Here is a 22,071-nt window from a genome sequence, read left to right as displayed (position 1 = left end):
GAATAGAGTGGTTGTCGGGCAGGGCTGGCAACGGCTATGGTCTCATTCGTGAATTCAAGGGGAATAGATCAGCCATGAAGGGGTATCTGCTCGGCGCGGGAGCGGTCGCAGCGCTTTGCGTCGCGGCGGGAGCATGGGCGTCGCCCACAAAGGCCGTGCCTTACTGGGCCTCCATCAGTCAGGACGAGGCGCGGATGCGCGTGGGGCCCAGCCTGGATTACCCGTCCAACTGGGTCTACCGCCGCCGCGACCTGCCCGTAAAGGTCGTTCAGGTGCTGGGCCTGTGGCGCAAGGTCGAGGACCCAGCCGGAACCCAGGGCTGGATGCATGTCCGGTTGCTCAGCGATACCGCAACCGCCATCGTCACTGCCCCGGCCGCGCCGATGCGCGCCGCCGCCGATGATGGCGCGCGCACGGTCTATCGCGCGGAAAAGGGCGTGGTGGGCCGCCTGGCGTCCTGCAATGATGGCTGGTGCGCTTTTGACGTGGGCGGGCAACGGGGCTTTGTGCGGGCGAGCGACATATGGGGCGCGACGCAGTAGCGGATCATCCGACTGGCCCCTCGCCTTTTGGGTGGCGCGCCAGGCTGTCTTCCTCATTCAGTCGGTCGACATGCATCAGCCGCTTCACCAGCGGCGCGAGCGCCATCACCACGACCCCTATGGCAATCGACCACCAGCCGATCCGGTCATAAACCGCCAGCACCCCGTCGCGCGACGCAAGCCCGTCGTCCCCGCCCGTGGCCGCTGCGATCATGCCTGCCGCATATTCGCCCAGCGCCATGGCCAGAAACCATATCCCCATCATCAGGCCGATCATCCGTGAAGGTGCCAGCTTCGACATGGCTGACAGGCCAACGGGCGACAGGCACAGTTCGCCAAGCGTGTGGCAGAGGTACAGGAGGAAGATGAACAGCAGCGGGGTCAGCGTGCCCGGTGCGCCGCTGCCCGCGACCAGGACAAGGAACCCTGCCCCCACCAGCGCCAGCGCCAGGCCGAATTTGGCCGGGGTCGATGGCTCCCACCCCCGCTTCGCCATCCAGATCCACAAAGCGGCCATCACCGGTCCGAACAACAGGATGTAGGCCGCGTTCACTGACTGAAACATGGAAGCAGGCACATTGAAGCCCAGGATGCTGCGGTCGGTGTAGCGGTCCGTGAACAGGGCGAGCGAAGAGCCGGTCTGCTCATAAAGTCCCCAGAAGATCGGGTTGATGACCAGCAGGAACAGCACCGCCAGCATCCGGTCCCGCCCGATCCGCTCCATCCGGCCAAAGGCTTCCCAGAGGATGTAGACCACCACAAGTGCGCTGGACAGCGCCAGCATCCAGCCGACAATCGCATGCTGCTGGATCAGGAACCAGCATAGCGGGATCGACAACAGGCTGGACAGATAGACCAGCCATTCCCGACTGATGATGCCGCACACCCGCTCGGCCAGGCGCGCTGGGTCGGGCGGCTCACCGCCACCCTGCAACAGCGGCCTGCACCAGACGAAGCCGATGACCCCCGCGATCATGCCCACCGACGCCGCGCCAAAGCCCCAGTGCCAGCCCCAGCGTTGCCCCAGATAGCCGCAGATCAGCGGGCCGATGGTGGCCCCCACATTGATGCCCATGTAAAAGATCGTATAGGCCGGGTCCCTGCGCATGTCGGCGCGCGGGTAAAGCTGCCCCACCAGCGCGGACGCGCTGGATTTGAGAAATCCGGTCCCCGTGATGACGGTTGCAAGGCCAAGCCAGAACAGTCCCAGGCCCATGCCGCCGTCGGATATACCGCCTTCCAGCCCCAGGATGATGTGGCCCATGGCGATAACGACGCCGCCGAACAGCACCGCCTTGCGCTGTCCCAGATATCGGTCGGCCAGATAGCCGCCCATCAGCGGCGAAATGTAGATCAGCGACATATAGGCGCCATAGGCGTAGGAGGCGTCGCGATCGGAAAACAGGAAGTGCTGCGTCAGGTAGAAGATCAGCAGGGCGCGCATGCCGTAGAAGGAAAAGCGTTCCCACATTTCCACGAAGAACAGCAGGAACAGTCCGCGCGGGTGGCCGAGCCAGGTCTTGCCCGTTTCGCCCCCGCCCGTTTCCCTCGCAGTCGAAGTTGAGCCTGTCATCCACTTCCCTGCATGCTGTTCCCCCGTCGCGGGAGCCGTGCGGGCGAGCGTAGAGCGGAAATCATAGCAGTGTCAAAGTACGGGGCGCACTTGCGCGAAAAGGTGCGGCGCGCCATTTGGGGCGGCATGTTCAATGACCTCAGCAGCCCACTTTCCCTTCTTCGCACCCGCCGGTCGGGCAAGCCGCGCGACCTGATCGCGCCCGGTCCCGATGACGGGCAGCTGCGCCAGATATTGGAAGTCGCGCTGCGGACGCCCGACCATGGGAAAATTGCCCCCTGGCGCTTCGTCATCGTGCCGCAGGACAAGCGCGATGCACTGGCGGGTGTACTGGACGCGGCCTATCGCGCGGAAAAGCCGGGCGCTGGCAGGCTGGAGTTGGAGGCCATGCACCAGTTTGCCCATCAGGCCCCGACGCTGGTGGTGGCGCTATCCGCGCCCGTGGCGGGCAGCAAGATTCCAGTTTGGGAGCAAGAGCTGTCCGCTGGAGCCGCCATCATGAACCTGCTTCACGCCGCCCATGCGATGGGCTTTGCCGGGGGATGGCTGACCGGGTGGCCCGCCTATAATGAAGATGTGCGCGCCGCCTTCGCGAAAGATCAGGAGCGCATAGCGGGATTTCTGTTCATCGGCACACCGGGAAGAGCGCAGGAAGAGCGGCCACGCCCTTTATATGATGAAAAAGTGTCCTTTTGGGACAGATAGTTGCCGGGCCGGGTTCGACTTACACTGCGCTTTGCTTGACCTGAATGGCTGTATTATGGCAGTGATGCACCCATGGCCGAAGAGTCCAAGCCCGTATATCTGCGACTAAGGGAGATCATCGCGGCGTCCATATTGGACGGCAATTACAGCGATGGCGACCTGCTTCCTTCGGTGCGGGCGCTGGCAGCGCGGCAGGGCGCTAATCCACTGACCGTCGCGAAAGCCTATCAATGTTTTCAGGATGACGGGCTCATCGTGGTGAAACGTGGCGTCGGCATGTTCGTGGCCGATGGCGCGAGCCGCCGCCTGCGGGAAACGGAACGCCGCCGTTTCCTTGACTCCGTCTGGCCCCCGGTTGCCGACCAAATCAAAAGGCTGGGTATTTCTGCCGAGGATCTTGACCTCCAGCGCGTGTAGCGGGTTCAGCGCGCCGCCAGTTTTCCGCTACTTTCCTTCATCGCGGCATAAGCCTTCGCCAGATGCGCGCGCAACATTGGGTGGCGCGGGGCCAGCGCAACGGCCTTTTCCAGCAGATCAACGGCTGGTTGACGTTCTCCGTTTGCGAGCAGGACCCAACCATAAGCGTCCGCCGTCACCGGGCTGCCCGGCAACAGGCGATAGGCATGAGCGGCATAGGCGCGGGCGGCGCGCACATCGCCTGCTTCAAGCGTTGCGCGGGCAAGATCTGACATCAGCAACGCGTCATTGCTGCCAATGCGCGCCTGGACGCTGCGCAAAAGGCGTGTCGCGCCGCGCCAGTCGCCCTGCTGCATCGCCATTGCTGCCATGAGCCGCGATGCTTCTACATCATTGGGATTTTGGGCGAGATAAGTTTTGACGATCTGCGCCGAACGGGTCGCATCGCCGAGCCGCTGCCATGCCGCCGCCAGCCGCAATACAGCTTCCCGTGAATAGCGGATGTTCGCGCCCGCTTCATAAGCGCGGACGGCTTCGCGCAGCCGCCCAGCGGCATCGAGCGCGTCCCCCAGCACCAGCCATCCCGCCGGAGCGCCTGGATTGGCCTGGTTCAACAGCCGGGCGCGATCGACCGCCTGATCGGCGCGGCCGTTGTTCAGTAGGGCGCGGATATAGGGAATATTCTCGCTCGCGGACGCCGGATCGGCGGGCGCTGGTCCTTGCGCGATCATGGCGTCGCGCGGGCTGGCGAAGGGAGTGGCGGCAGGACGCACGGGCCATGCGGCGCGCGCCAGCATATCCTGCGCCATGTCCATTTGTCCCATCGCTTCCTGCACGCGCGCGGCGAGGGTCAGGACATAGGGATCAGCATCGCTCTGGGCGACCATGGGGGCCAGCGCCTGAGCCGCCCCGCCATGATCCCCGGCATCATGCAAGGCACGCCCCAGCAAGGTACGGGCGACGTCATTGTCGGGCTGTTCAGCGACAAGTGGGGCGAGCGTCTGGGCCGCCAGCACCGCATTGCCATTTTCCACCAGCAGCACGCTGCGCAGCAGGATCGTGGCCGGTTCAGCATCCAGCCTGCCGCCCGTGCGCGCCAGTAGCGACCGGGCGAGTTCCACCCTGCCCGCGCGCGCCGCCATCACCGCCTGCATGAACCAGGCGCGGGCATTGCCCGGATCAATCGCCAGCAATCGCCGCGATACGCTCAACATCCGTGCCGCCGCGCCGCTGTCCGCCAGCGTCGCGCCATATTGTTCCAGCGCAGGGACATTTTCAGGGTCGCGCGCCAGCGCACGCTCAAACCATGGAAGCGCGGCGGTCAGGCCATATTGCTCCCGCACCAGTTCGCCACGCACGGTCAGCGCCTTGAAGTTGCCGGGCGCGAGTTGCAGCGCGCGGTCCGCCGCCAGGATCGCACCCGCCTGATCGCCGACAGCCATCCGAAAGCGGGCCATCGCCACCCATGCCTGCGGATCGGTACCATCCAATTTCAGCGCGCGGTCAAAAGCCGCGGCGGCGGAGTGAAGCTCTCCCTTGGCGAGCCAGGCCTGCCCCTCTACCCGCGTCGCGATGGCGCGGGAATTGGCGGGAACATCGGCCATGCGGGCTTCGCGTAGCGCCGCGTCGGCATCGCCCTGAAGCAGCATCGCTTCGGCCATCAGATGGCGCGTCGCACCTGCGTCGCCGCTCAATTGCCGGGCGCGATCAATCTGGACACGCGCGCCTTCGCCGTCATGAAGGTCCAGCAGCGCCCGCGCCTGGGCGATGCGCGCCGCGATAGATCGCGGATGGGCGCGGATCGCGTTCATCAGTTCGACCCGAGCCGTGCGGGCATCCCCCTTCGCAAGGGCGGCGACGCCGCGCGACAGGGCCGCGTCCGCCCTCCCCCTATGCCATTGCCACAGCCCCGCCGCCGACAGCAGCACAGCCACGATGGCCGCAAACAACAGGAAGCGGGCGCGGCTCACAGCGTGCCTCAGCGCGCGCCTTCGGGCCATAATACGACCCGCAACGTCTGGATCAGGATCAGGAAATCCAGGAAGGGCGTATAGTTTTTCGCATAGTAGAGATCATATTCCAGCTTGTGCCGGGCGTCCTCTATCGATGCGCCATAAGGGTAGTTGATCTGTGCCCAGCCCGTAATGCCGGGCTTTACCATATGCCGTTCCGCATAATAGCGCAGATGCTGTTCCAGATCGTCGACGAACTGACGCCGTTCGGGGCGAGGCCCGACGAAGCTCATTTCCCCTTTCAACACAGTCCAGGTCTGGGGCAGTTCATCGATGCGCAGCTTGCGCAGCCAGTAGCCCAGGCGCGTGATGCGCGGATCGTCCTTTTCAGCCCAGACTGCCTGGCCGCTGACCTCCGCATCCTGCCGCATGGTACGCAGCTTCACGATCCAGAATTCCTCGCCGAACAGGCCGACGCGCTGCTGTCGGTAGAAAGCAGGCCCCTTGCTGTCGAGCTTCACCAATATGGCGGCGAGCAGAATGATGGGGCCGGTCAGCAGCAGCAGCAGCGAACTGGCGAGAATGTCGAACAATCGCTTGGCAATGGTCGACAGGCGGCGGCCCGATGAAAAACCGTCGGAAAAGATCAGCCAGCTGGGGTTCACGCTGTCCAGGTCGACGCGACCGGTCTCACGCTCCAGAAATGTAGATATTTCATTCACATGCACGCCGGTCGTCTTAATCCGTAGCAGGTCCGCCAACGGCAGCGCGTTACGCCGTTCCTCCAACGCCAGCACAACTTCGCTCGCGCTAAGACGGACGACAAAGTCGGCGAGATTGTAGATGGCGCTGCGGTTGATCGCTTCCTGGATCACCTGCGGCCCGTCATTCATCGCGATATAGCCGACGATCAGGAAACCCGACCCCTTGCGCTGTTCCAATTCACGGATGCGGTTGGCACGGTCTCCTGCGCCCAGCACGACCAGCCGCCGCTTGAAGGCTTCCCCGCCCAGCATCGATCCCAGCAACAGCCGCACCGCAAGCAGCAACGCGATCGACAGGCTCATGGCGTAAAGCGAATTGGACCGCCACAGCGTCAGGTCGGGCAACGCGAAATGCATGACCGACAGGAATATCACGCCCAGCGAAATCGCGACGAGCAGCCGCGCGAGGGCGAACCGGATCGATTGCAGTGCCTCCGTCCCATAGACGCCCACTGCGATCATGCCGGTCTGGATGGCCAAGGCAAAGCTCAACAACGGGCCGATGCGTGTAGCGATATGGTCTACGTCCATCCCGATCTGGCGGGCACGGATGATCCAGCCCGCCTCAGCGGCGCAGAGCAGCAGAATGAAGTCAAGCAATCCCAGCAGAAGCACCGCATGCGGCACATAATGTTTGAACAGCCTGATCATCGTTCGCGCTTATTCCCGGTGGCGGCCGCAAGGAAGGGGCCTGTGGCGTCAAACCGGCATGGCGCTGCAAGACGATCCGACGATGATCGGACCCTTGCATGAAATTCGCAAAGATTCTCTGAAGATAGCGCCTGGGGCGGGAAATGTGGGTGAGTGGGTCGCTGGGGAGCAAATAGGATTTAGCGGCGGTTCACCAATTGGCCAGCCGCATTGTCTGCCGCGTCGCCGACCAGCCGAACTGCGTCGTCCGCCGACGCTGCGGCCTCCGTCACGTTGCGGCCCTGCTCATTTTCCCGATCTTTCGTTAGGTAGAAAAAGCCGATGGCGAGGATCAGCGCGATAGCGATCAAAAAGAAGATCAGGCCGCTGCCACGCGCGTCTGCGGGTTCCGAAGCGTCATGCACTTCAGGATCATCGTCTGGCAGGCCTTGTCCATTCCCTACCACGCGTCCTCTCCTATAACCGCCTCTCCCCACCGAGACGGACCTCAGGATCTATTCCGCACTGGAGCCGCTTTCGTCTTCTTTCGTTTCCCGTCCTCGGCTCAGCCGGTCAACATCGTCCATAATCTCGTCCAGCACTGCTGTATCCCTGGTTTGCTGGCTCCGTCGCGACGGCAGGTCACCGCTATCCAGAATCTGCTCGAGTGCCGCGCGACCGCGTGCAACCCGGCTCTTGATCGTGCCGACGGCTACGCCGCAGATTTCCGCTGCTTCTTCATAGGCAAAACCGCCTGCGCCTACCAAAATCAATGCTTCGCGCTGCGGCTGCGGCAGTTGCAAAAGGGCGCGTTGCATATCCGAAAGCTCTACATGCTTATCCTGACCCGCTGGGGCGGCCAGCAACCGATCAGCCGTCAGATCATCCCAATCGCCACGAAAGCGCGAACGCCGCATTTGCGATAGATAATGATTGCGCAAGATGATGAACGTCCAGGCGCGCATATTCGTTCCAGCCTGGAACCGCGCACGCGCCGCCCATGCCTTTAGCAGCGTTTCCTGAACCAGATCGTCGGCCAGGTCGCGATTACCCGAAAGCGACCGGCCAAACGCGCGCAAATGAGGAATGACCGCAGCCAACTCTCGCTTGAAGTCGGAATCCGACAGCGCTTCGCGCGGTGGTTCCTGATGCTCCACCTGATGGCCCGGCCCTTCGCTCACGGGAACAGCCCCCTCATTGGCCGTCGCCCTCGTCACATGAATCGAAGTCGTCAAAGCCACAAAAGCGTCCGCATCCTATACTCATTGTTGCCGGCAACCAATGAACTTCACCCTTTATAATATGCCCAAAGCACAATCAGCATCCCGATCACCACCAAGGGCAAGGATATGCCCAGGATATAGCGGACGATGTGCGGCGTGGATCCTGAACGAGCTTCTTCCGTAACGATATGCTGTTCATCGTCCTGCATTGCGTCGTCTCCCGATCGTTACGCATCAATAACGCGGGGTCAGGGCAGCGGTTCCGCCTGCCTTCCACTCTTTCACCCGAGCGGGGCGGCAAATCAGGCAGGCGCGGTTGCTTCGTCAAAGAACAGGGCCTGCGAAATCGCCGCCTTCACGGTCGAACGCTGGAACGGCTTGGTGATAAGGAAGGTCGGCTCTGGCCGCTCGCCGGTCAGCAGCCTTTCGGGGAAGGCAGTGATAAAGATCACTGGGACCGAAAATTCGGCGAGGATGTCCTTCACCGCATCGATACCGCTGGAATCATCGGCCAGCTGAATATCGGCAAGCACCAGCCCCGGTCGTTCCGCCATCGCTTCGCGCACGGCATCTTCGCGCGTGACGGCGATGGCGGTGACTTCATGCCCCAGGTCGCGAACGATGGTTTCGATATCCATCGCGATGATCGGTTCGTCCTCAATGATCAGAACCTTGGCGCGGGTCTGCGATTCGATCTCGCTCAGAGCCTCTTCGACCAGCGCTTCGACATCGACGGGCTGCAACCCGACAAGGTAGCCCACATCATCGACGGTAAAACCTTCCAGCGCGGTCAGCAGCAGCGCCTGCCGGGGCAGCGGGGTCAGTCGTGCCAGCCGTGCCTGCGCGACGGCTTCGTGCCCGTCAGCGCCGGACAGAACAGGGCCGTCTTCCAGATGAGAGGACGACCAGATGGCATGGAAAATCTTGTAAAGCCCCAGTCGGGGATCGACATCAGCCGGAAACTCTTCCGGTGCGGCCACGATCGCTTCCAGCGTAGCTCGAACATAAGCGTCGCCGTGCGCCTGGCTGCCCGTGAGCGCACGCGCATAGCGGCGCAGAAATGGAAGGTGGGGGTGCAGTTGCTGTCCTAGCGACATCTGTAAATCTTCTCCCAGCCCCAGGGGGCGCATTGTTCCGAACCATTGCCAGAGGAGGAGGATGGATCGCAGATGCCGATGTGGCAAGTCCCCCGCCCCTGTGAAGCCGCCGATTGCCTGACAGCAAAAAATGCTTCGTGGGACGGAACCAACAAAGAAGCGATTTGTTTCACAGCCGTTCGGTTTTTTCATTGACGCCCTGAAATTTTCGTTGCGCGCCTTGCTCTACGATCGATTGACGTCATCCGGGAAAGCCGCGAAGAGATAGGTCGGGTATTCAAAGGGGCATTATTTTGGTGGCTTCAGCGACGGAACGGGATGTGAAGGGAGGGGACAAAACAGATGTCGGTGCCAACACCCCCACTTCGGGCGTGAAAGCTGGCCCCACATCTCGGAAAAGCCCGTCTTCTTCCAAGGAAGGGACCGAGGTTTCCAACGCCCTGCGCACCGTCTATCAGCGCGCCGTTGAAGAGGACATTCCCGCCGAAATGCTCGACCTGCTGCGCAAGCTGGACTAATCAGCAAGCTAGGCGACCTTGACCGCCGTTTGAATGCGGGCATGCAAAGGGGGTGATCTTGCGGTTCGAAGCGAGCCAGTCGAAACCATCAGCCGTCCCACCGGTTCATCGTGATTTAACGGGCGCTTTGTCCGAAAGCACGGAAACTGTTGCGAAATGCCGAATGCCCCTGACGATCACATGATCGCACGCTGCCCCTTTCGGCGAACCTGTTGCTCATGCGCCCTTTGAACAGCATCATCCAGTCCACCGGCGTCAAGATGTTCCTTATCCTGACGCTCGCATTGCTGCCGCTGGGCCTTCTCGCCCTGATCGCATCCCTGCAGGCGATCCGCACCGCCGATCTTGAAAAGGAAGCGTTGTTGCGGGTGGCCGTGACCCAAAGCGCGCGTAAGCTGACAACCGACCTCGCTTCTGACCGCACGGCGATGATGCTGACGGCGAATGCACTTGCGAGCGGAGATGCCGACATCCGCATGTGTCGCAGGCTCGCAGTCTTTCTGACGTCGCATGACCGCGAAGGCGCGCGCTATTATATTTATGATCGCAGCGGACGCCGCCTTTGCGGGTCGTCCCGGCCGGAACCGCGCGGACTGGCTGGGGAAAGCCGCTTTACAGCGCGGGCAGTCGAACTGCTGCCGCAGTCAGGCGTTCTGGTCAGCCGCGCGCGAAGCAGTAATGGCGGCATCGTGGCGCTGGCCTATTATTCGCGTGCCTATCTGGAGACGATCACTAATCCGGCAACCGGGTTGCAGAACCGACAGCTTAGCCTGCAACAGGGAGACCGCACCCTAATCGTCAGTCGCCCGGCCCATGACCTTGGCGGCCACAGCAGCAGCCTGTCGGCACGGCTGGATCCGCCCGACATCCTGTTGACCATGACCCTGCGCGATCCACCAGTCACTCTTGCACGTATGCTGTCGCTATTCCTGCCGCTGGTCATGTGGTTCGCGGCGGCGGCCATTGGCTGGTTCGTCGTGAACCGCCTGTTGATCCGTCCACTGGTCATGTTGCGCCGGACGGTCGCCGCCTATCACCCCGGCGAAGTGCTGGAACCGATGCGCCGCATCCGCACTCCCGCGCAGGAAATCGTCGCGCTGGGCGAAACCTTCCGCGAAATCAGCGAAGATGTCGCCACGCATGAGGCCGAAATGGCCGAAGGGCTGGAAACGCAGCGCAAACTGACGCGCGAAGTGCATCACCGCGTCAAAAATAACCTTCAGATCATCGCCAGCCTCATCAGCCTGCATGCGCGTTCGGCGCATGACCCGGAAGCAGTGGAAGCCTATGCATCGATACAGCGGCGCGTAGATGCCCTGTCAGTCGTCCACCGGAACCATTATGCGGAATTGGAGGAAAATCGCGGCGTGGGCGTTCGATCCCTGATCAGCGAATTGTCCGCCAGCCTGCGTGGAACCGCCCCGGCGGAGGCCCGCCGCTTCGCCATCCAGATCGACAGCGACAACCTGCACATCAGTCAGGATGTGGCCGTCCCGATCGCTTTCCTACTGACCGAGCTGGTGGAGCTTGCCATGGCGTCGGATCCCTACGCCAGCATGCGGATTTCCGCTCATCTCGACAGCGACAACGCCAACAGGGCCATCCTGCATGTCAGTTCACCCGCGCTGCGCGGTTCCGATGACATGAACGCCCGGATCGACGAACGCTATGGCCGGGTGATGACCGGGCTATCTCGGCAGCTCCGGTCGCCGCTGGAACATGACGCCGAAATTGGCGACTATGCCATCGCGATGACGGTTTTGCCTGACAATCAGGCGCGCTGATAATCCCTGCGGAAATCCGCCGCGAATGAAGCGAATTGGCCTTGAGCGATGCTATCGCGGATGGCCTGCATCAACGCCTGGTAAAAATGGATATTATGTTGCGTCATCAACATGGCGCCCAGCATTTCGCCCGCCTTCACCAGATGATGCAAATAGGCCCTGCCCCACGTCGCGCAGACTGGGCAGCCGCAGCGGGGATCGAGCGGTGACGTGTCTTCGGCAAAGCGCGCGTTGCGAATGTTGAGCGGTCCGGCCCAGGTGAAGGCCTGGCCATTGCGGCCGCTGCGTGTGGGCAAGACGCAATCGAACATGTCGATCCCCCGCTCCACCGCGCCGACGATGTCGTCCGGCTTGCCCACGCCCATCAGATAGCGGGGCTTGTCCACGGGCAGCATGCCGGGCGCATAGTCCAGGCAAGCAAACATCGCTTCCTGCCCCTCTCCCACAGCAAGGCCGCCGACCGCATAGCCATCAAAGCCGATCTCGATCAGTTCTTGCGCGGAAGCGCGGCGTAAATCCCCATTCAAAGACCCCTGCTGGATGCCGAAGAGCGCTGCTCGTTCCGCATGATCGCCGCCCTGGTCGAACCCGTCGCGCGACCGCTTGGCCCAGCGCATGGATCGTTCCATGCTTTTCCCGGCTTCGTCATGCGTGCAGCCATTCTTTGTGCATTCGTCGAAGGCCATGACGATGTCGCTGTCCAACAGCCGCTGGATTTCCATCGACCGTTCGGGCGTCAGCATGTGGCGCGAACCATCAATGTGGCTTGCAAAGGCGACGCCTTCCTCGCTCATCTTCGTCAGTGCCGACAGGCTCATCACCTGATAGCCGCCGCTGTCTGTCAGGATCGGTCGGTCCCATCCCATGAAACCATGCAGCCCGCCCAGCCGGGCGACGCGTTCAGCGCCAGGCCGAAGCATCAAGTGATAGGTGTTACCCAGGATGATGTCCGCGCCCGTCGCGCGCACTTCCGCGGGCCGCATGGCCTTCACCGTGGCGGCGGTGCCGACAGGCATGAAGGCAGGTGTGCGAATTTCACCCCTGCGCATCTGGATCGATCCTGTACGGGCCTTGCCGTCGGTGGCGGCGATGGTGAAGGAAAATCGGGTCTGGGTCACCCGCCGCGCTCTAAAGCATCGAACGGCAAAGTGGGACCCGCTTTTTCGCAAAATGCCATTACGAAGCGATCAGGACAGCTCCGACCATTCCGATGGCGCGAGCAGTGAGGTCGTCAGCCTTCGCGGCGGACACCGTCGAACGCGACGATCGCGTCGATATCGAACCCTTCCACGCGACGGTAATTGCCGATGAAACATAGGCAGTCGGCGGCAAGGCTCAGACGCCAGGACGCGCCCTCCTTGTCATGTAGCAAGAGCGTCACGATCTGGCGGTCGGTGCGATGCGGGTCCATGCATCAGGCTTCTAATTAATAATGGTTAACAAAGCCCTGACGCAATATTTTACAGACGTACATCAATCGGCATTGTTGCATTAATGCAACGTTAACTATGCTTATCCGGCTTTTACGGCGACTTAAGCGCAACAGTTGACGATAAAAAAGGTTAACGATGGCCGGTTTGCCACAGTGGCGGTTGCACCAACAGGTCAACACTGGTCTCTTCGGCATGGATCGAAATTTGGGGGCACAGATGATTGATTCCGCGCGATTTAGTCCTGCACAAAATGAGGTGGACGATATGTCTTCGGTGCAGGTGCCGGATGCAGCCGACATTCACCAGTTTGCCGCTACGGAAATCAACCCGGCTGGGCGTGAAGCGGGCCAGTCAATGTTGTTCGATCTGGGGCAGATCGATGTCAGCTGGGACGAGCCGTTGGATACATTGTGGGCGTTCATGACGCCTGCGACTCGGCCGAACTACAGCTTGCCGATGCTGCGCGACATCCGCCTTTGGCAGACCGAAGCCAAAAGGCTGTTCGATGAAGGTGCCCTGCCCGCCCGCTATATGGTGCTTGGCTCGCGTTTTCCGGGGGTGTTCAACCTGGGTGGCGACCTGGAGCTGTTCGCTGGCTGCATTGAACGGGGCGACCTGGCCGGGCTGGTCAAATATGGCCATGCGTGCATCGATGTCGTGCATCGCGCGTGGCGCAACGCCGACATGCCCGTGATCTCCATCGCGCTGGCCCAGGGCGACGCGTTGGGTGGCGGATTTGAAGCGCTGCTCTGCTTTGACGTGGTCGTGGCTGAACGTAGCGCCCGATTTGGCTTGCCCGAAATGTTGTTCGGCCTTTTCCCCGGCATGGGCGCATATTCTATTTTGTCCCGCAAGCTGGGGCGCCGCATGGCGGAACGCATGATCCTGTCCGGCAAGGTCTACACGGCCGAAGAGATGTACGACATGGGCGTCGTCACCATCCTGGCCGAAGATGGCGAGGGTGAGCAGGCGGTGCGTAACTATATCACTGGCAACCGACCCCATCACGCAGGACATGTCGGTGTGTTCGAAGCAGGCCGTCGGGTCGATCCGATCGAATATTCGGAGCTTAAGGACATTGTAGAAAATTGGGCGGCTACCGCGCTGAAGCTGGACCCCAAGGATTTGCGGATGATGCGGCGCCTGGCTTCGGCCCAGACGCGCCTGACGAAATAGCTATCGTTCAGGCGCGGCGTTGGTCCTGCATTAGCGTGACCACGTTGCTCTTGTCCCGAGCCATCACGCGCATCATGTCGAGCAAGTCTTCAGCCGGGATTGGACGGCTGAGCACAAAGCCCTGGACGTTGGTGAAACCCATGTCGCGCGCGGACTGGAGCTGTTCTTCCGTCTCTATCCCTTCGGCCACCGTCTCCACGTCCAGCGAATGCGCCAGATAAGCCACCGATTGCGCGATGGCGCGATCCCGCGATCCTTCCTTCACGCTGCGCATGAAGCTTTGGTCCACCTTCAGCGTGTCGAATGAATAGTCGCGCAAATAGCCGAGCGACGAATAGCCCGTGCCAAAATCATCCAGCGCCAGCCTTAGCCCGATCCGCTGCAGTTCCAGAAGGATCAGGCTGGTGCGGCCACTATCTTCCAGAAAGATCGATTCGGTCACTTCCAGTTCCAGCCTGCGCGCCTTTAGCCCCGACCGCATCAGCGCCGAAATAACGGCGCGGGGCAGTCCGTCGCTCTTGATAAGCGCGGGCGAAATATTGACGGCGACGCGAACATGATCGTCCCATGCCATCGCATCCTGACACGCGCGCTCCAGCGCCCAGGCAGTGATGGGTTCGATCAGGGAACAGCTTTCGGCGATCGGAATGAATTCAGCGGGCGAAATGCGCCCCATTACTGGATGATCCCAGCGCATCAGCGCCTCGCAAATGGCGATTTGGCCCGTCGCAGTGTCGAAGATGGGCTGGTAATGCAGCAGCAGCTCGCCATTGGCGAGCGCCGTGCGTAGCCCGACTTCCAGGTCATAGGTCCTATTCTGCCGTTCCTTCATCTTCCAATCGAAGAAGGCATAGCGATTTCGCCCGGCATTCTTGGCCTTGTAGAGCGCCATGTCGGCATGTTGCAGCAGTTCCTCGCTCCCATGACCGTCCTGCGGCGCGACCGCTATGCCCATCGAAGCTGTTATGGTGAGGTGATAGCCGCTCACATCGAAATCATGGCCGAATTCGACCATCACATCGTCGGCAATCTGTTGAGCGATATCCTGGTTCGCACCGGGGCAGATGAGGATGAATTCGTCTCCGCCAAAACGCGCAATATGCCCGCGATGGTCGAGGGCGCGAGCTAGGCGGTCCGCAACGGCGCACAACAATTGATCACCGATGATATGACCGAGCGAATCGTTGATTTCCTTGAACCTGTCGAGGTCCATCCAGAAAACCGACATCGGATCTTTATCCGAAGTTCGGTTATCGAACATTTCCCGGAGCCGCATCTGCATCGCCATCCGGTTTTCAACGCCCGTCAGGCTGTCGAATCGTGCGAGCCGCTCAAATTTCGTTGCCAGCTGGGACTTTTCATATTTGCCCTGAAGCGCCTCTACGACGATGCGGTGCGTGGTCCGTGTAATCTCTGCCATGGCGAAGATCATCAGGAACAGCATCGCGGACAGGACATAATAGCCCAGCCCCCCGGCCAGAACGAGACCAAGGGACGTCGGCAGAAGGGCAAAGCAGGTCTGGCCGATCGCGACCTCGACACGACCGGCATTGCGGCCGGAAATGCCGCCTGAATATGCTGCGACCAGGCAAACGCTCAATATGTGCAGCGATGCATCGCCGGTGAGCAGAAGCGTCGCAAAGGCAAGCGTGCCGAGAAGAGCGGCATAGCTCCACGCGCCCAGTTCGTAGGCCATGCCCCATATTGCCCGCGTGGGGCCGTGCTGGTGCGCCAGTTGGCGCTGGAAGTAAACTGCGGACACCGACCGGCTGATCGCGACGATGGTGATGAGGCAGGCGATCAGGGTGATCGGGGGCCGTTGCGCATGATAGGCGACGACGAAACTTAATGCGCCACCCGCAATCGCGCCGATCATCAGCGACGCGGGGGAAGCGTAAAGCGATTTGACGAGACTATCCCGCACCTCAGCGCTCTGCTGGGAATCGGGAGCAAGGCGCTCGCGCAAATTTGCGCTCAAGTGGCGGAGGATGCGAAACACGTCTCCGCCAGCTTTGGCGGAACATGATTTCCATTTCGTAAACTTTAGTCGCCCAAGACCGCCGCAATGGACCTTTTCCAGCGATTTCGAGCGGCGGACTTCTGACGTCGCCAATGGAAAAAGGCCGGCGGATCGCTCCGCCGGCCCTTCTCGTTTCGCGTGAGCGAGGACTTAGAAGTCCATGCCGCCCATGCCACCCATGCCGCCGCCGGGCATGCCCATCGGCGCCTTGTCGTCGGCAGGCGTTTCGGCGATGCAGGCTTCGGTGGTGATCAGCAGGCCAGCGACCGAAGCGGCGTCCTGCAGAGCAGCGCGAACGACCTTGGTGGGATCGATGACGCCAGCGGCGACAAGGTTCTCATAAGTGTCGGTCGCGGCATTGAAGCCCTGGGTCTCATCATTTTCGCGCAGCAGGTTGCCAGCGACAACCGCACCGTCGACGCCCGCATTCTGGGCGATCTGGCGCAGCGGCGCTTCGATTGCCTTGCGGATGATGTCGATACCACGGGTCTGGTCGTCGTTCACGCCCTTCAGGCCATCGAGTGCCTTGGTCGCGTACAGCAGAGCCGTGCCGCCACCGGGGACGATGCCTTCTTCAACGGCTGCGCGGGTTGCGTGCAGCGCGTCGTCGACGCGGTCCTTGCGCTCCTTGACTTCGACTTCCGAAGCACCGCCGACCTTGATGACGGCAACGCCGCCAGCCAGCTTGGCCAGACGTTCCTGCAGCTTTTCACGGTCATAGTCGGACGTGGTCGTCTCGATCTGAGCGCGGATCTGCTCGGTACGGCCCTTGATCGCTTCGCCATCACCTGCGCCATCGACGATGGTGGTGTTGTCCTTGTCGATCGTGACGCGCTTGGCGGTGCCGAGCATGCCGAGCGTGACGTTCTCAAGCTTGATGCCGAGGTCTTCGGAAATCACTTCGCCCTTGGTCAGGACGGCGATGTCTTCCAGCATGGCCTTGCGACGGTCGCCGAAGCCAGGTGCCTTGACCGCAGCAACCTTCAGGCCGCCGCGCAGCTTGTTGACGACCAGGGTCGCCAGCGCTTCGCCTTCGATATCCTCAGCGATGATCAGCAGGGGACGACCCGACTGAACGACCGCTTCGAGGATCGGCAGGATCGACTGAAGGTTCGACAGCTTCTTTTCATGGATCAGGATGTACGGATCAGCCAGTTCGACTGCCATCTTTTCCGGATTCGTGACGAAGTAAGGCGACAGATAGCCGCGGTCGAACTGCATGCCTTCGACGACGTCGAGCTCGAATTCGAGACCCTTGGCTTCTTCGACGGTGATCACGCCTTCCTTGCCGACGCGCTCCATCGCTTCAGCGATCTTTTCGCCAACGACGGTGTCGCCATTAGCCGAAATGATGCCGACCTGGGCGATTTCCTTCGTGCCAGCAACGGGTTTGGAACGGCCCTTGAGGTCATCGACAACCTTGGTCACGGCCAGATCGATGCCGCGCTTGAGGTCCATCGGGTTCATGCCAGCAGCAACCGACTTCATGCCTTCGCGAACGATGGCCTGAGCCAAAACGGTCGCGGTGGTGGTGCCGTCACCGGCGATGTCGTTGGTCTTCGAAGCAACTTCGCGGACCATCTGCGCGCCCATATTTTCGAACTTGTCCTTCAGTTCGATTTCCTTGGCGACGCTGACGCCGTCCTTGGTGATGCGGGGGGCGCCGAAGCTCTTGTCGATGACGACGTTACGGCCCTTAGGACCCAGGGTCACCTTGACCGCGTCGGCCAGGATGTCGACGCCGCGCAGAATGCGCTCACGAGCGTCACGCGAAAACTTTACGTCCTTCGCTGCCATGATCTTTTACCTCTCTTTGAGAATTGCAAATCTTGCGAAGTTCACACCGTTCTTGATGGCGGAAAATCGCGGAAAAACTGGAATGACTGCCTGGTTCGCAGCTTTACGCCACGACGCCCAGAATGTCCGATTCCTTCATGATCAGCAGGTCTTCACCGTCGACCTTGACTTCAGTGCCCGACCATTTGCCGAACAGGATGCGGTCGCCAGCCTTGACGTCCAGCGGGGTCACCTTGCCATCTTCGGCCTTGGAGCCGGTGCCGACGGAGACGACTTCGCCTTCCTGCGGCTTTTCCTTCGCGGTGTCGGGGATGATGATGCCACCGGCGGTCTTCTCTTCAGCCTCTACGCGGCGGACGAGAACGCGGTCGTGCAACGGACGAAATGCCATGTTGATTGCCTTTCCCTCTTTACGTTGTCGGGGCGATTTGGACATGAGCGGGCGGCGGAGATTCTCCAAAACCGCGAGCGCTGCAACAATCCTTCTCCCAACGGAACCTGATCCTGCTAGCACTCTTTACCGAAGAGTGCCAGCGCCGCTTCATATGGAAAAATCAAAGTCCGTATCAAGGGAGCGCGCCAAAATTTTTTTAGCCGAACCTGGCCAGCTCGCGACGCCACCATGGCCCGCCCCAATGGTTGCGCGGGCGTTTCCCGCCATTAACCATTCGTGGTCCGCTTGATAAGTTTGTTGTCCGCCGGGTCGGTCCCCGCCCCTATCCCGTTCCCCCTGCTAGGATGTCCCCACGAAGTCAGCAGAAGGAGCAAGGGATGCATTTTTCCACCATATTGGTTGCAGTCGATATCCATGACCCTGTCCACGGCAAGGCAGCCATAGCGCGCGCGGCCAGCCTGGCAGGGAGCGACAGCAAGATCAGCATTCTTTACGTCCGCTACTATCTGCCTTCCCGATATTCCGAATTGTTGGTGGGGGATTTCGACCAGGACGAACAGACTGAGGCTTTGACGGTGTTGAAACAGTGGTCTGCCGAAGCAGGCCTGGCCGAAAACCAGGTGGAGATAGTGACCCGCCGGGGTCCCGTGCGCGACGAAGTGCTGGCCATGGCTGAACGGTTGAAGGCGGACCTGATCGTGATCGGATCGCACCAGCCCACCATTTCGTCGCGTCTGTTGGGATCGAACGCGTCAGCGATCGTGCATCATTCGCAGGTCAGCGTTCTGGTGGTTCGGGCGTCGAGCGACCAGTGATCGCAGCGCGATGGGGTGCGGCGCGGGTTGCGAGATGCCGGGCCGCACCCTAACTGCTGGGTCAACGACGACCCAGCGGAGATGCCCCATCCATGACCGACAGTTATACCCCGCCCCGTGTCTGGACGTGGGACAAGGATAATGGCGGCGCATTCGCCAACATCAACCGGCCCATTGCCGGTGCCACCCACGACCGCGAACTGCCGGTCGGCAAGCATCCCCTTCAGCTCTATTCGCTGGGCACGCCCAATGGGCAGAAGGTCACCATCATGCTGGAGGAGTTGCTGGCGGCAGGGCATCGGGGCGCGGAATATGACGCCTGGATGATCCGCATCGGCGATGGCGACCAGTTTGGCAGCGGCTTTGTGTCGGTCAATCCGAACAGCAAGATCCCGGCGCTGATGGACCACAGCGCGTCCCCACCCCAGCGCGTGTTCGAATCGGGATCGATCCTGGTCTATCTCGCCGAAAAATTCGGCGCGTTCCTGCCGAGCGACTCCGCCCAGCGGACAGAGGCGCTCAGCTGGCTGTTCTGGCAAATGGGCAGCGCGCCGATGCTGGGTGGCGGATTCGGCCATTTTTTCGCCTATGCGCCCGAAAAGTTCGAATATCCGATCAACCGCTACGCCATGGAAGTGAAGCGGCAGATGGATGTGCTCGACCGGCGACTGGGGAGCCATGAATATGTTGCGGGCGACAGCTATACGATTGCCGATATCGCCATCTGGCCCTGGTATGGCGGCGTGGCGCTGGGCCGCGCCTATGAGGGAGCGGACGAGTTTCTGGACGTTCGCAGCTACGATAATCTCCAGCGTTGGGCGAAGCAGATTGACGCCCGCCCGGCAGTGAAGCGCGGTCGCATCGTCAATCGCACTTCCGGGCCGCTGGACGAGCAATTGCATGAGCGCCATGATGCCAGCGATTTCGACCTGAGGACGCAGGACAGGGTGGAAGGCGCCCAATGAAAAGCGGCAGGTGAAAAGACCTCTTCGACAGGCTCAGGGCGAACGGGGATGGTGATCTCGATCTAACGGTGCTGCTCTACCCCGCCGCTTTCACGATATCGGCCCAGGCTGCTTCGTCGATCACTTCGATGTTGAGGGCAGCGGCCTGTTTCAGTTTCGATCCGGCTCCGGGGCCTGCGACTACCAGGTCGGTCTTGGCGCTGACGGAGCCTGCGGCCTTCGCGCCCAGCCTTTCGGCCTGCGCCTTGGCCTCGTCACGGCTCATCGTTTCCAGCTTGCCGGTGAAGACGACCGTCTTTCCGGTCACGGCGCTGGCCGTGGTTTCCACGACATAGGGAGGTGGGGAAACTTCCGACAACAGGTCGTCCCATGCGTCGCGATTATGCGGTTCGTGGAAGAAATCCGCGAGGGCGTGGCCGACCGCCGACCCGACATTGTCCACGCCGATCGCTTCCGCAATGGCCTTGTCCAGCCGATTGGCACGCCTGGCGTCATCCTCGCCATCCAGAACGGGGAAGCTGTCACGCAGGGCGATGATCTGTTCCGCCAGCGCGCGGATCGCCGGTAGCGTTTCATAGCGTTTCAACAAATCGCGCGCGGTCACCGCGCCGACGTGGCGGATGCCCAGCCCGAACAGCAAGCGCGCGGCGTCCGGCGTCCGCTTCGCTTCGATGGCGGCGAGCAGATTGTCGACCGACTTTTCTTTCCAGCCTTCCCGCCGGAGCAGGTCGCCACGGTGCGCCTTTAGCCGGAATATGTCCGCCGGTTCGGTGATCCAGCCAAGGTCAAGAAATTCCTGGATCGTTTTTTCGCCCAGCCCTTCAATGTCCAGAGCGCCCCGGCTGACGAAATGGCGCAGCCGTTCGAACCGCTGCGCCCCGCAGATCAGGCCGCCGGTGCAACGGACATCGACTTCGCCTTCTTCGCGGACGGCTTCCGATCCGCAGACGGGGCAATGATCGGGAAAGACGAAGGGCGGGCGCGCCGCGTCGCGGGTCAGATTGTCAACCACCTGCGGGATGACATCGCCCGCGCGCTGAACGACGATGCGGTCACCCGGACGGACGCCCAGCCGGGCAATTTCATCCGCATTGTGCAGCGTCACGTTGGACACGACGACGCCGCCGACCGTGACGGGCGTCAGGCGACCGACCGGCGTCAGCTTGCCAGTGCGGCCGACCTGAATGTCGATGGATTCCAGCGTGGTCTGGGCGCGCTCCGCCGGGAATTTGTGGGCGATGGCCCAGCGCGGGGCCTTGGCAACGAAGCCCAGCCGCTGCTGCCAGTCGAGCCGGTCGACCTTATAGACCACGCCGTCAATGTCGAAGGGCAGGTCGGCGCGCGCTGCTTCGATAGCGCGATAATGGGCGATGAGGGCGTCCAGCGTATCGACGCGGGTCAAGCGATCCGACACCGGCAGGCCCCAGCCCGCAATCGCCTGCATGACGCCAAGTTGCGTGTCGGCGGGCAAGGCGCTGACTTCGCCCCAGCCATGGGCCAGGAAGCGCAGCGGTCTGCTGGCGGTGATAGTCGGGTCTTTTTGCCGCAGCGATCCGGCGGCGGCGTTGCGCGGGTTGGCGAACTGGCGCGCCTTCGCCGGGTCATCCGCTTGGGACAAAAGCCGTTCGTTGAGGGCAACGAAATCGCCCTTGGCCATATAGACCTCTCCCCTCACCTCGAACAGGTCGGGGATGTCGGGTCCGGTCAGCCGTTGCGGGATGTCACCGATGGTGCGGACATTGGCGGTCACATCCTCCCCCGTCATGCCGTCTCCGCGCGTCGCGGCCAGCCGCAATTCGCCCCCTTCGTAGCGGAGCGAACAGGACAGGCCGTCAATCTTCGGTTCGGCGGTCAGCGCTATCGCCGCATCGTCGGGCAAAGCGAGGAAGCGCCGCACCCGTGCCATGAATTCGGCGATATCCTCGTCGGAAAAGCCGTTATCCAGGCTCATCATGCGGACGGCGTGCGGGACTTTCCCAAGGCCCGATGTTGGCACCGCGCCAATCTGGGCATTGGGCGAATCCGCGCGGACAAGTTGCGGGAAAGCCGCCTCCAGCGCATTATTTTCGCGGATCAGCGCGTCATATTCGGCGTCCGTGACCTCCGGCTGGTCCTGGTCATGATAGAGCCGGTTGTGCCGCGCTATCTCTTTGGCGAGGCGCATCAGGCGGTTGGCGGCTTGGGCTTCTGTCATCGGCGCGGGGTCGGTCATGCCCGCTTCTTAACGTCAGGCGAAGGCGGCGGGTAGCGGCAAATCATGCAGCGC

The 22,071-nt window shown here is 61.8% G+C and carries 21 protein-coding genes; 8 read left to right on the top strand and 13 right to left on the bottom strand.

Going from position 1 to position 22,071, the window contains the following annotated elements; genetic code table 11:
• The first annotated feature begins 74 nt into the window (after positions 1–74).
• Positions 75–542: an SH3 domain-containing protein gene (locus FHS54_RS05615; protein ID WP_167302854.1), complete on the top strand. Its 468-nt coding sequence runs from the start codon at positions 75–77 to the stop codon at positions 540–542.
• 4 nt (positions 543–546) lie between these two features.
• Here the strand turns inward: FHS54_RS05615 and FHS54_RS05610 are convergent, their stop codons facing one another.
• Complete coding sequence (locus FHS54_RS05610; RefSeq protein WP_167302853.1) at positions 547–2,115, bottom strand: peptide MFS transporter; 1,569 nt, start codon at positions 2,113–2,115, stop codon at positions 547–549.
• A 126-nt stretch (positions 2,116–2,241) separates the two neighbouring features.
• Here FHS54_RS05610 and FHS54_RS05605 point away from each other — a divergent pair, with 126 nt between their 5' ends.
• Entirely contained in the window at positions 2,242–2,820 is a 579-nt protein-coding gene (locus tag FHS54_RS05605) for a nitroreductase family protein (RefSeq protein WP_167303560.1), read from the top strand.
• 72 nt (positions 2,821–2,892) lie between these two features.
• On the top strand, positions 2,893–3,237 hold the full coding sequence (locus FHS54_RS05600) for a GntR family transcriptional regulator (protein ID WP_167302852.1): 345 nt from the start codon (positions 2,893–2,895) through the stop codon (positions 3,235–3,237).
• 5 nt (positions 3,238–3,242) lie between these two features.
• Here the strand turns inward: FHS54_RS05600 and FHS54_RS05595 are convergent, their stop codons facing one another.
• The 6 genes from FHS54_RS05595 to FHS54_RS05570 all read right to left on the bottom strand — a co-directional run bounded on the left by FHS54_RS05595 (position 3,243) and on the right by FHS54_RS05570 (position 8,903).
• Complete coding sequence (locus FHS54_RS05595) at positions 3,243–5,207, bottom strand: tetratricopeptide repeat protein (RefSeq protein WP_167302851.1); 1,965 nt, start codon at positions 5,205–5,207, stop codon at positions 3,243–3,245.
• 8 nt (positions 5,208–5,215) lie between these two features.
• A complete protein-coding gene (locus FHS54_RS05590; RefSeq protein ID WP_167302850.1) occupies positions 5,216–6,604 on the bottom strand; it encodes a TIGR03013 family XrtA/PEP-CTERM system glycosyltransferase in 1,389 nt (462 codons plus the stop codon).
• A 179-nt stretch (positions 6,605–6,783) separates the two neighbouring features.
• Positions 6,784–7,050 (bottom strand): hypothetical protein, encoded by a 267-nt coding sequence (locus FHS54_RS05585; RefSeq protein WP_341785943.1) that lies wholly within the window; start codon positions 7,048–7,050, stop codon positions 6,784–6,786.
• Positions 7,051–7,098: 48 nt separating this feature from the next.
• Positions 7,099–7,764, bottom strand: coding sequence for a sigma-70 family RNA polymerase sigma factor (locus FHS54_RS05580; RefSeq protein ID WP_341785942.1), 666 nt, complete (start codon positions 7,762–7,764; stop codon positions 7,099–7,101).
• A 107-nt stretch (positions 7,765–7,871) separates the two neighbouring features.
• Positions 7,872–8,015, bottom strand: coding sequence for a hypothetical protein (locus FHS54_RS05575; RefSeq protein WP_167302849.1), 144 nt, complete (start codon positions 8,013–8,015; stop codon positions 7,872–7,874).
• 93 nt (positions 8,016–8,108) lie between these two features.
• The gene (locus FHS54_RS05570) at positions 8,109–8,903 is read right to left on the bottom strand and encodes a response regulator (protein ID WP_167302848.1); all 795 of its coding nucleotides are present in this window, start codon (positions 8,901–8,903) and stop codon (positions 8,109–8,111) included.
• 296 nt (positions 8,904–9,199) lie between these two features.
• Between FHS54_RS05570 and FHS54_RS05565 the strand changes: the two genes are divergently transcribed.
• Positions 9,200–9,421, top strand: a complete 222-nt coding sequence (locus tag FHS54_RS05565) for a NepR family anti-sigma factor (protein ID WP_341785941.1) — start codon at positions 9,200–9,202, stop codon at positions 9,419–9,421.
• A 218-nt stretch (positions 9,422–9,639) separates the two neighbouring features.
• Positions 9,640–11,205 carry a sensor histidine kinase gene (locus tag FHS54_RS05560; RefSeq protein WP_243855666.1) on the top strand — a complete coding sequence of 522 codons (1,566 nt, stop codon included), beginning with the start codon at positions 9,640–9,642 and terminating at the stop codon, positions 11,203–11,205.
• On the opposite strand, the gene tgt is transcribed toward FHS54_RS05560, so the two are convergent.
• A complete protein-coding gene (tgt, locus tag FHS54_RS05555) occupies positions 11,193–12,323 on the bottom strand; it encodes a tRNA guanosine(34) transglycosylase Tgt (RefSeq protein ID WP_167302846.1) in 1,131 nt (376 codons plus the stop codon). The two genes, FHS54_RS05560 and tgt, sit on opposite strands and share 13 nt — an antisense overlap.
• Positions 12,324–12,436: 113 nt before the next feature.
• Positions 12,437–12,616, bottom strand: coding sequence for a hypothetical protein (locus FHS54_RS05550; RefSeq protein ID WP_167302845.1), 180 nt, complete (start codon positions 12,614–12,616; stop codon positions 12,437–12,439).
• A gap of 238 nt (positions 12,617–12,854) precedes the next feature.
• On the opposite strand from FHS54_RS05550, the gene FHS54_RS05545 reads away from it, so the two are divergent.
• Complete coding sequence (locus FHS54_RS05545; protein ID WP_208404795.1) at positions 12,855–13,814, top strand: crotonase/enoyl-CoA hydratase family protein; 960 nt, start codon at positions 12,855–12,857, stop codon at positions 13,812–13,814.
• Between the two features lie 7 nt (positions 13,815–13,821).
• On the opposite strand, the gene FHS54_RS05540 is transcribed toward FHS54_RS05545, so the two are convergent.
• The 3 genes from FHS54_RS05540 to groES all read right to left on the bottom strand — a co-directional run bounded on the left by FHS54_RS05540 (position 13,822) and on the right by groES (position 18,022).
• Positions 13,822–15,813, bottom strand: coding sequence for a putative bifunctional diguanylate cyclase/phosphodiesterase (locus FHS54_RS05540; RefSeq protein ID WP_167302844.1), 1,992 nt, complete (start codon positions 15,811–15,813; stop codon positions 13,822–13,824).
• Positions 15,814–15,984: 171 nt separating this feature from the next.
• Positions 15,985–17,631: a chaperonin GroEL gene (gene groL / locus FHS54_RS05535; protein WP_167302843.1), complete on the bottom strand. Its 1,647-nt coding sequence runs from the start codon at positions 17,629–17,631 to the stop codon at positions 15,985–15,987.
• 103 nt (positions 17,632–17,734) lie between these two features.
• Positions 17,735–18,022 (bottom strand): co-chaperone GroES, encoded by a 288-nt coding sequence (groES, locus tag FHS54_RS05530; RefSeq protein WP_167302842.1) that lies wholly within the window; start codon positions 18,020–18,022, stop codon positions 17,735–17,737.
• Between the two features lie 380 nt (positions 18,023–18,402).
• Between groES and FHS54_RS05525 the strand changes: the two genes are divergently transcribed.
• Complete coding sequence (locus FHS54_RS05525; protein ID WP_167302841.1) at positions 18,403–18,840, top strand: universal stress protein; 438 nt, start codon at positions 18,403–18,405, stop codon at positions 18,838–18,840.
• Between the two features lie 92 nt (positions 18,841–18,932).
• On the top strand, positions 18,933–19,805 hold the full coding sequence (yghU, locus tag FHS54_RS05520; RefSeq protein ID WP_167302840.1) for a glutathione-dependent disulfide-bond oxidoreductase: 873 nt from the start codon (positions 18,933–18,935) through the stop codon (positions 19,803–19,805).
• Between the two features lie 76 nt (positions 19,806–19,881).
• Here the strand turns inward: yghU and ligA are convergent, their stop codons facing one another.
• Complete coding sequence (ligA, locus tag FHS54_RS05515) at positions 19,882–22,017, bottom strand: NAD-dependent DNA ligase LigA (RefSeq protein WP_167302839.1); 2,136 nt, start codon at positions 22,015–22,017, stop codon at positions 19,882–19,884.
• Positions 22,018–22,071 lie beyond the last annotated feature (54 nt).

The organism is Sphingobium vermicomposti (assembly GCF_011762025.1).
In the GTDB taxonomy this organism is placed as follows: domain Bacteria; phylum Pseudomonadota; class Alphaproteobacteria; order Sphingomonadales; family Sphingomonadaceae; genus Sphingobium; species Sphingobium vermicomposti.
The sequence above is the reverse complement of the archived record's forward strand: the minus strand, read 5'-3'. Positions and strand labels throughout refer to the sequence as shown.

Bases quoted from the DNA above. Each gene is read 5' to 3' on its own strand.
- FHS54_RS05570 (WP_167302848.1), bottom strand. From the start codon at position 8,903: ATGTCGCTAGGACAGCAACTGCACCCCCACCTTCCATTTCTGCGCCGC.
- FHS54_RS05525 (WP_167302841.1), top strand. From the start codon at position 18,403: ATGCATTTTTCCACCATATTGGTTGCAGTCGATATCCATGACCCTGTC.
- FHS54_RS05545 (WP_208404795.1), top strand. From the start codon at position 12,855: ATGATTGATTCCGCGCGATTTAGTCCTGCACAAAATGAGGTGGACGAT.
- FHS54_RS05575 (WP_167302849.1), bottom strand. From the start codon at position 8,015: ATGCAGGACGATGAACAGCATATCGTTACGGAAGAAGCTCGTTCAGGA.
- FHS54_RS05615 (WP_167302854.1), top strand. From the start codon at position 75: ATGAAGGGGTATCTGCTCGGCGCGGGAGCGGTCGCAGCGCTTTGCGTC.
- FHS54_RS05605 (WP_167303560.1), top strand. From the start codon at position 2,242: ATGTTCAATGACCTCAGCAGCCCACTTTCCCTTCTTCGCACCCGCCGG.
- yghU (WP_167302840.1), top strand. From the start codon at position 18,933: ATGACCGACAGTTATACCCCGCCCCGTGTCTGGACGTGGGACAAGGAT.
- ligA (WP_167302839.1), bottom strand. From the start codon at position 22,017: ATGACCGACCCCGCGCCGATGACAGAAGCCCAAGCCGCCAACCGCCTG.
- FHS54_RS05560 (WP_243855666.1), top strand. From the start codon at position 9,640: ATGCGCCCTTTGAACAGCATCATCCAGTCCACCGGCGTCAAGATGTTC.
- FHS54_RS05550 (WP_167302845.1), bottom strand. From the start codon at position 12,616: ATGGACCCGCATCGCACCGACCGCCAGATCGTGACGCTCTTGCTACAT.
- groES (WP_167302842.1), bottom strand. From the start codon at position 18,022: ATGGCATTTCGTCCGTTGCACGACCGCGTTCTCGTCCGCCGCGTAGAG.
- FHS54_RS05600 (WP_167302852.1), top strand. From the start codon at position 2,893: ATGGCCGAAGAGTCCAAGCCCGTATATCTGCGACTAAGGGAGATCATC.
- groL (WP_167302843.1), bottom strand. From the start codon at position 17,631: ATGGCAGCGAAGGACGTAAAGTTTTCGCGTGACGCTCGTGAGCGCATT.
- FHS54_RS05610 (WP_167302853.1), bottom strand. From the start codon at position 2,115: ATGACAGGCTCAACTTCGACTGCGAGGGAAACGGGCGGGGGCGAAACG.
- FHS54_RS05590 (WP_167302850.1), bottom strand. From the start codon at position 6,604: ATGATCAGGCTGTTCAAACATTATGTGCCGCATGCGGTGCTTCTGCTG.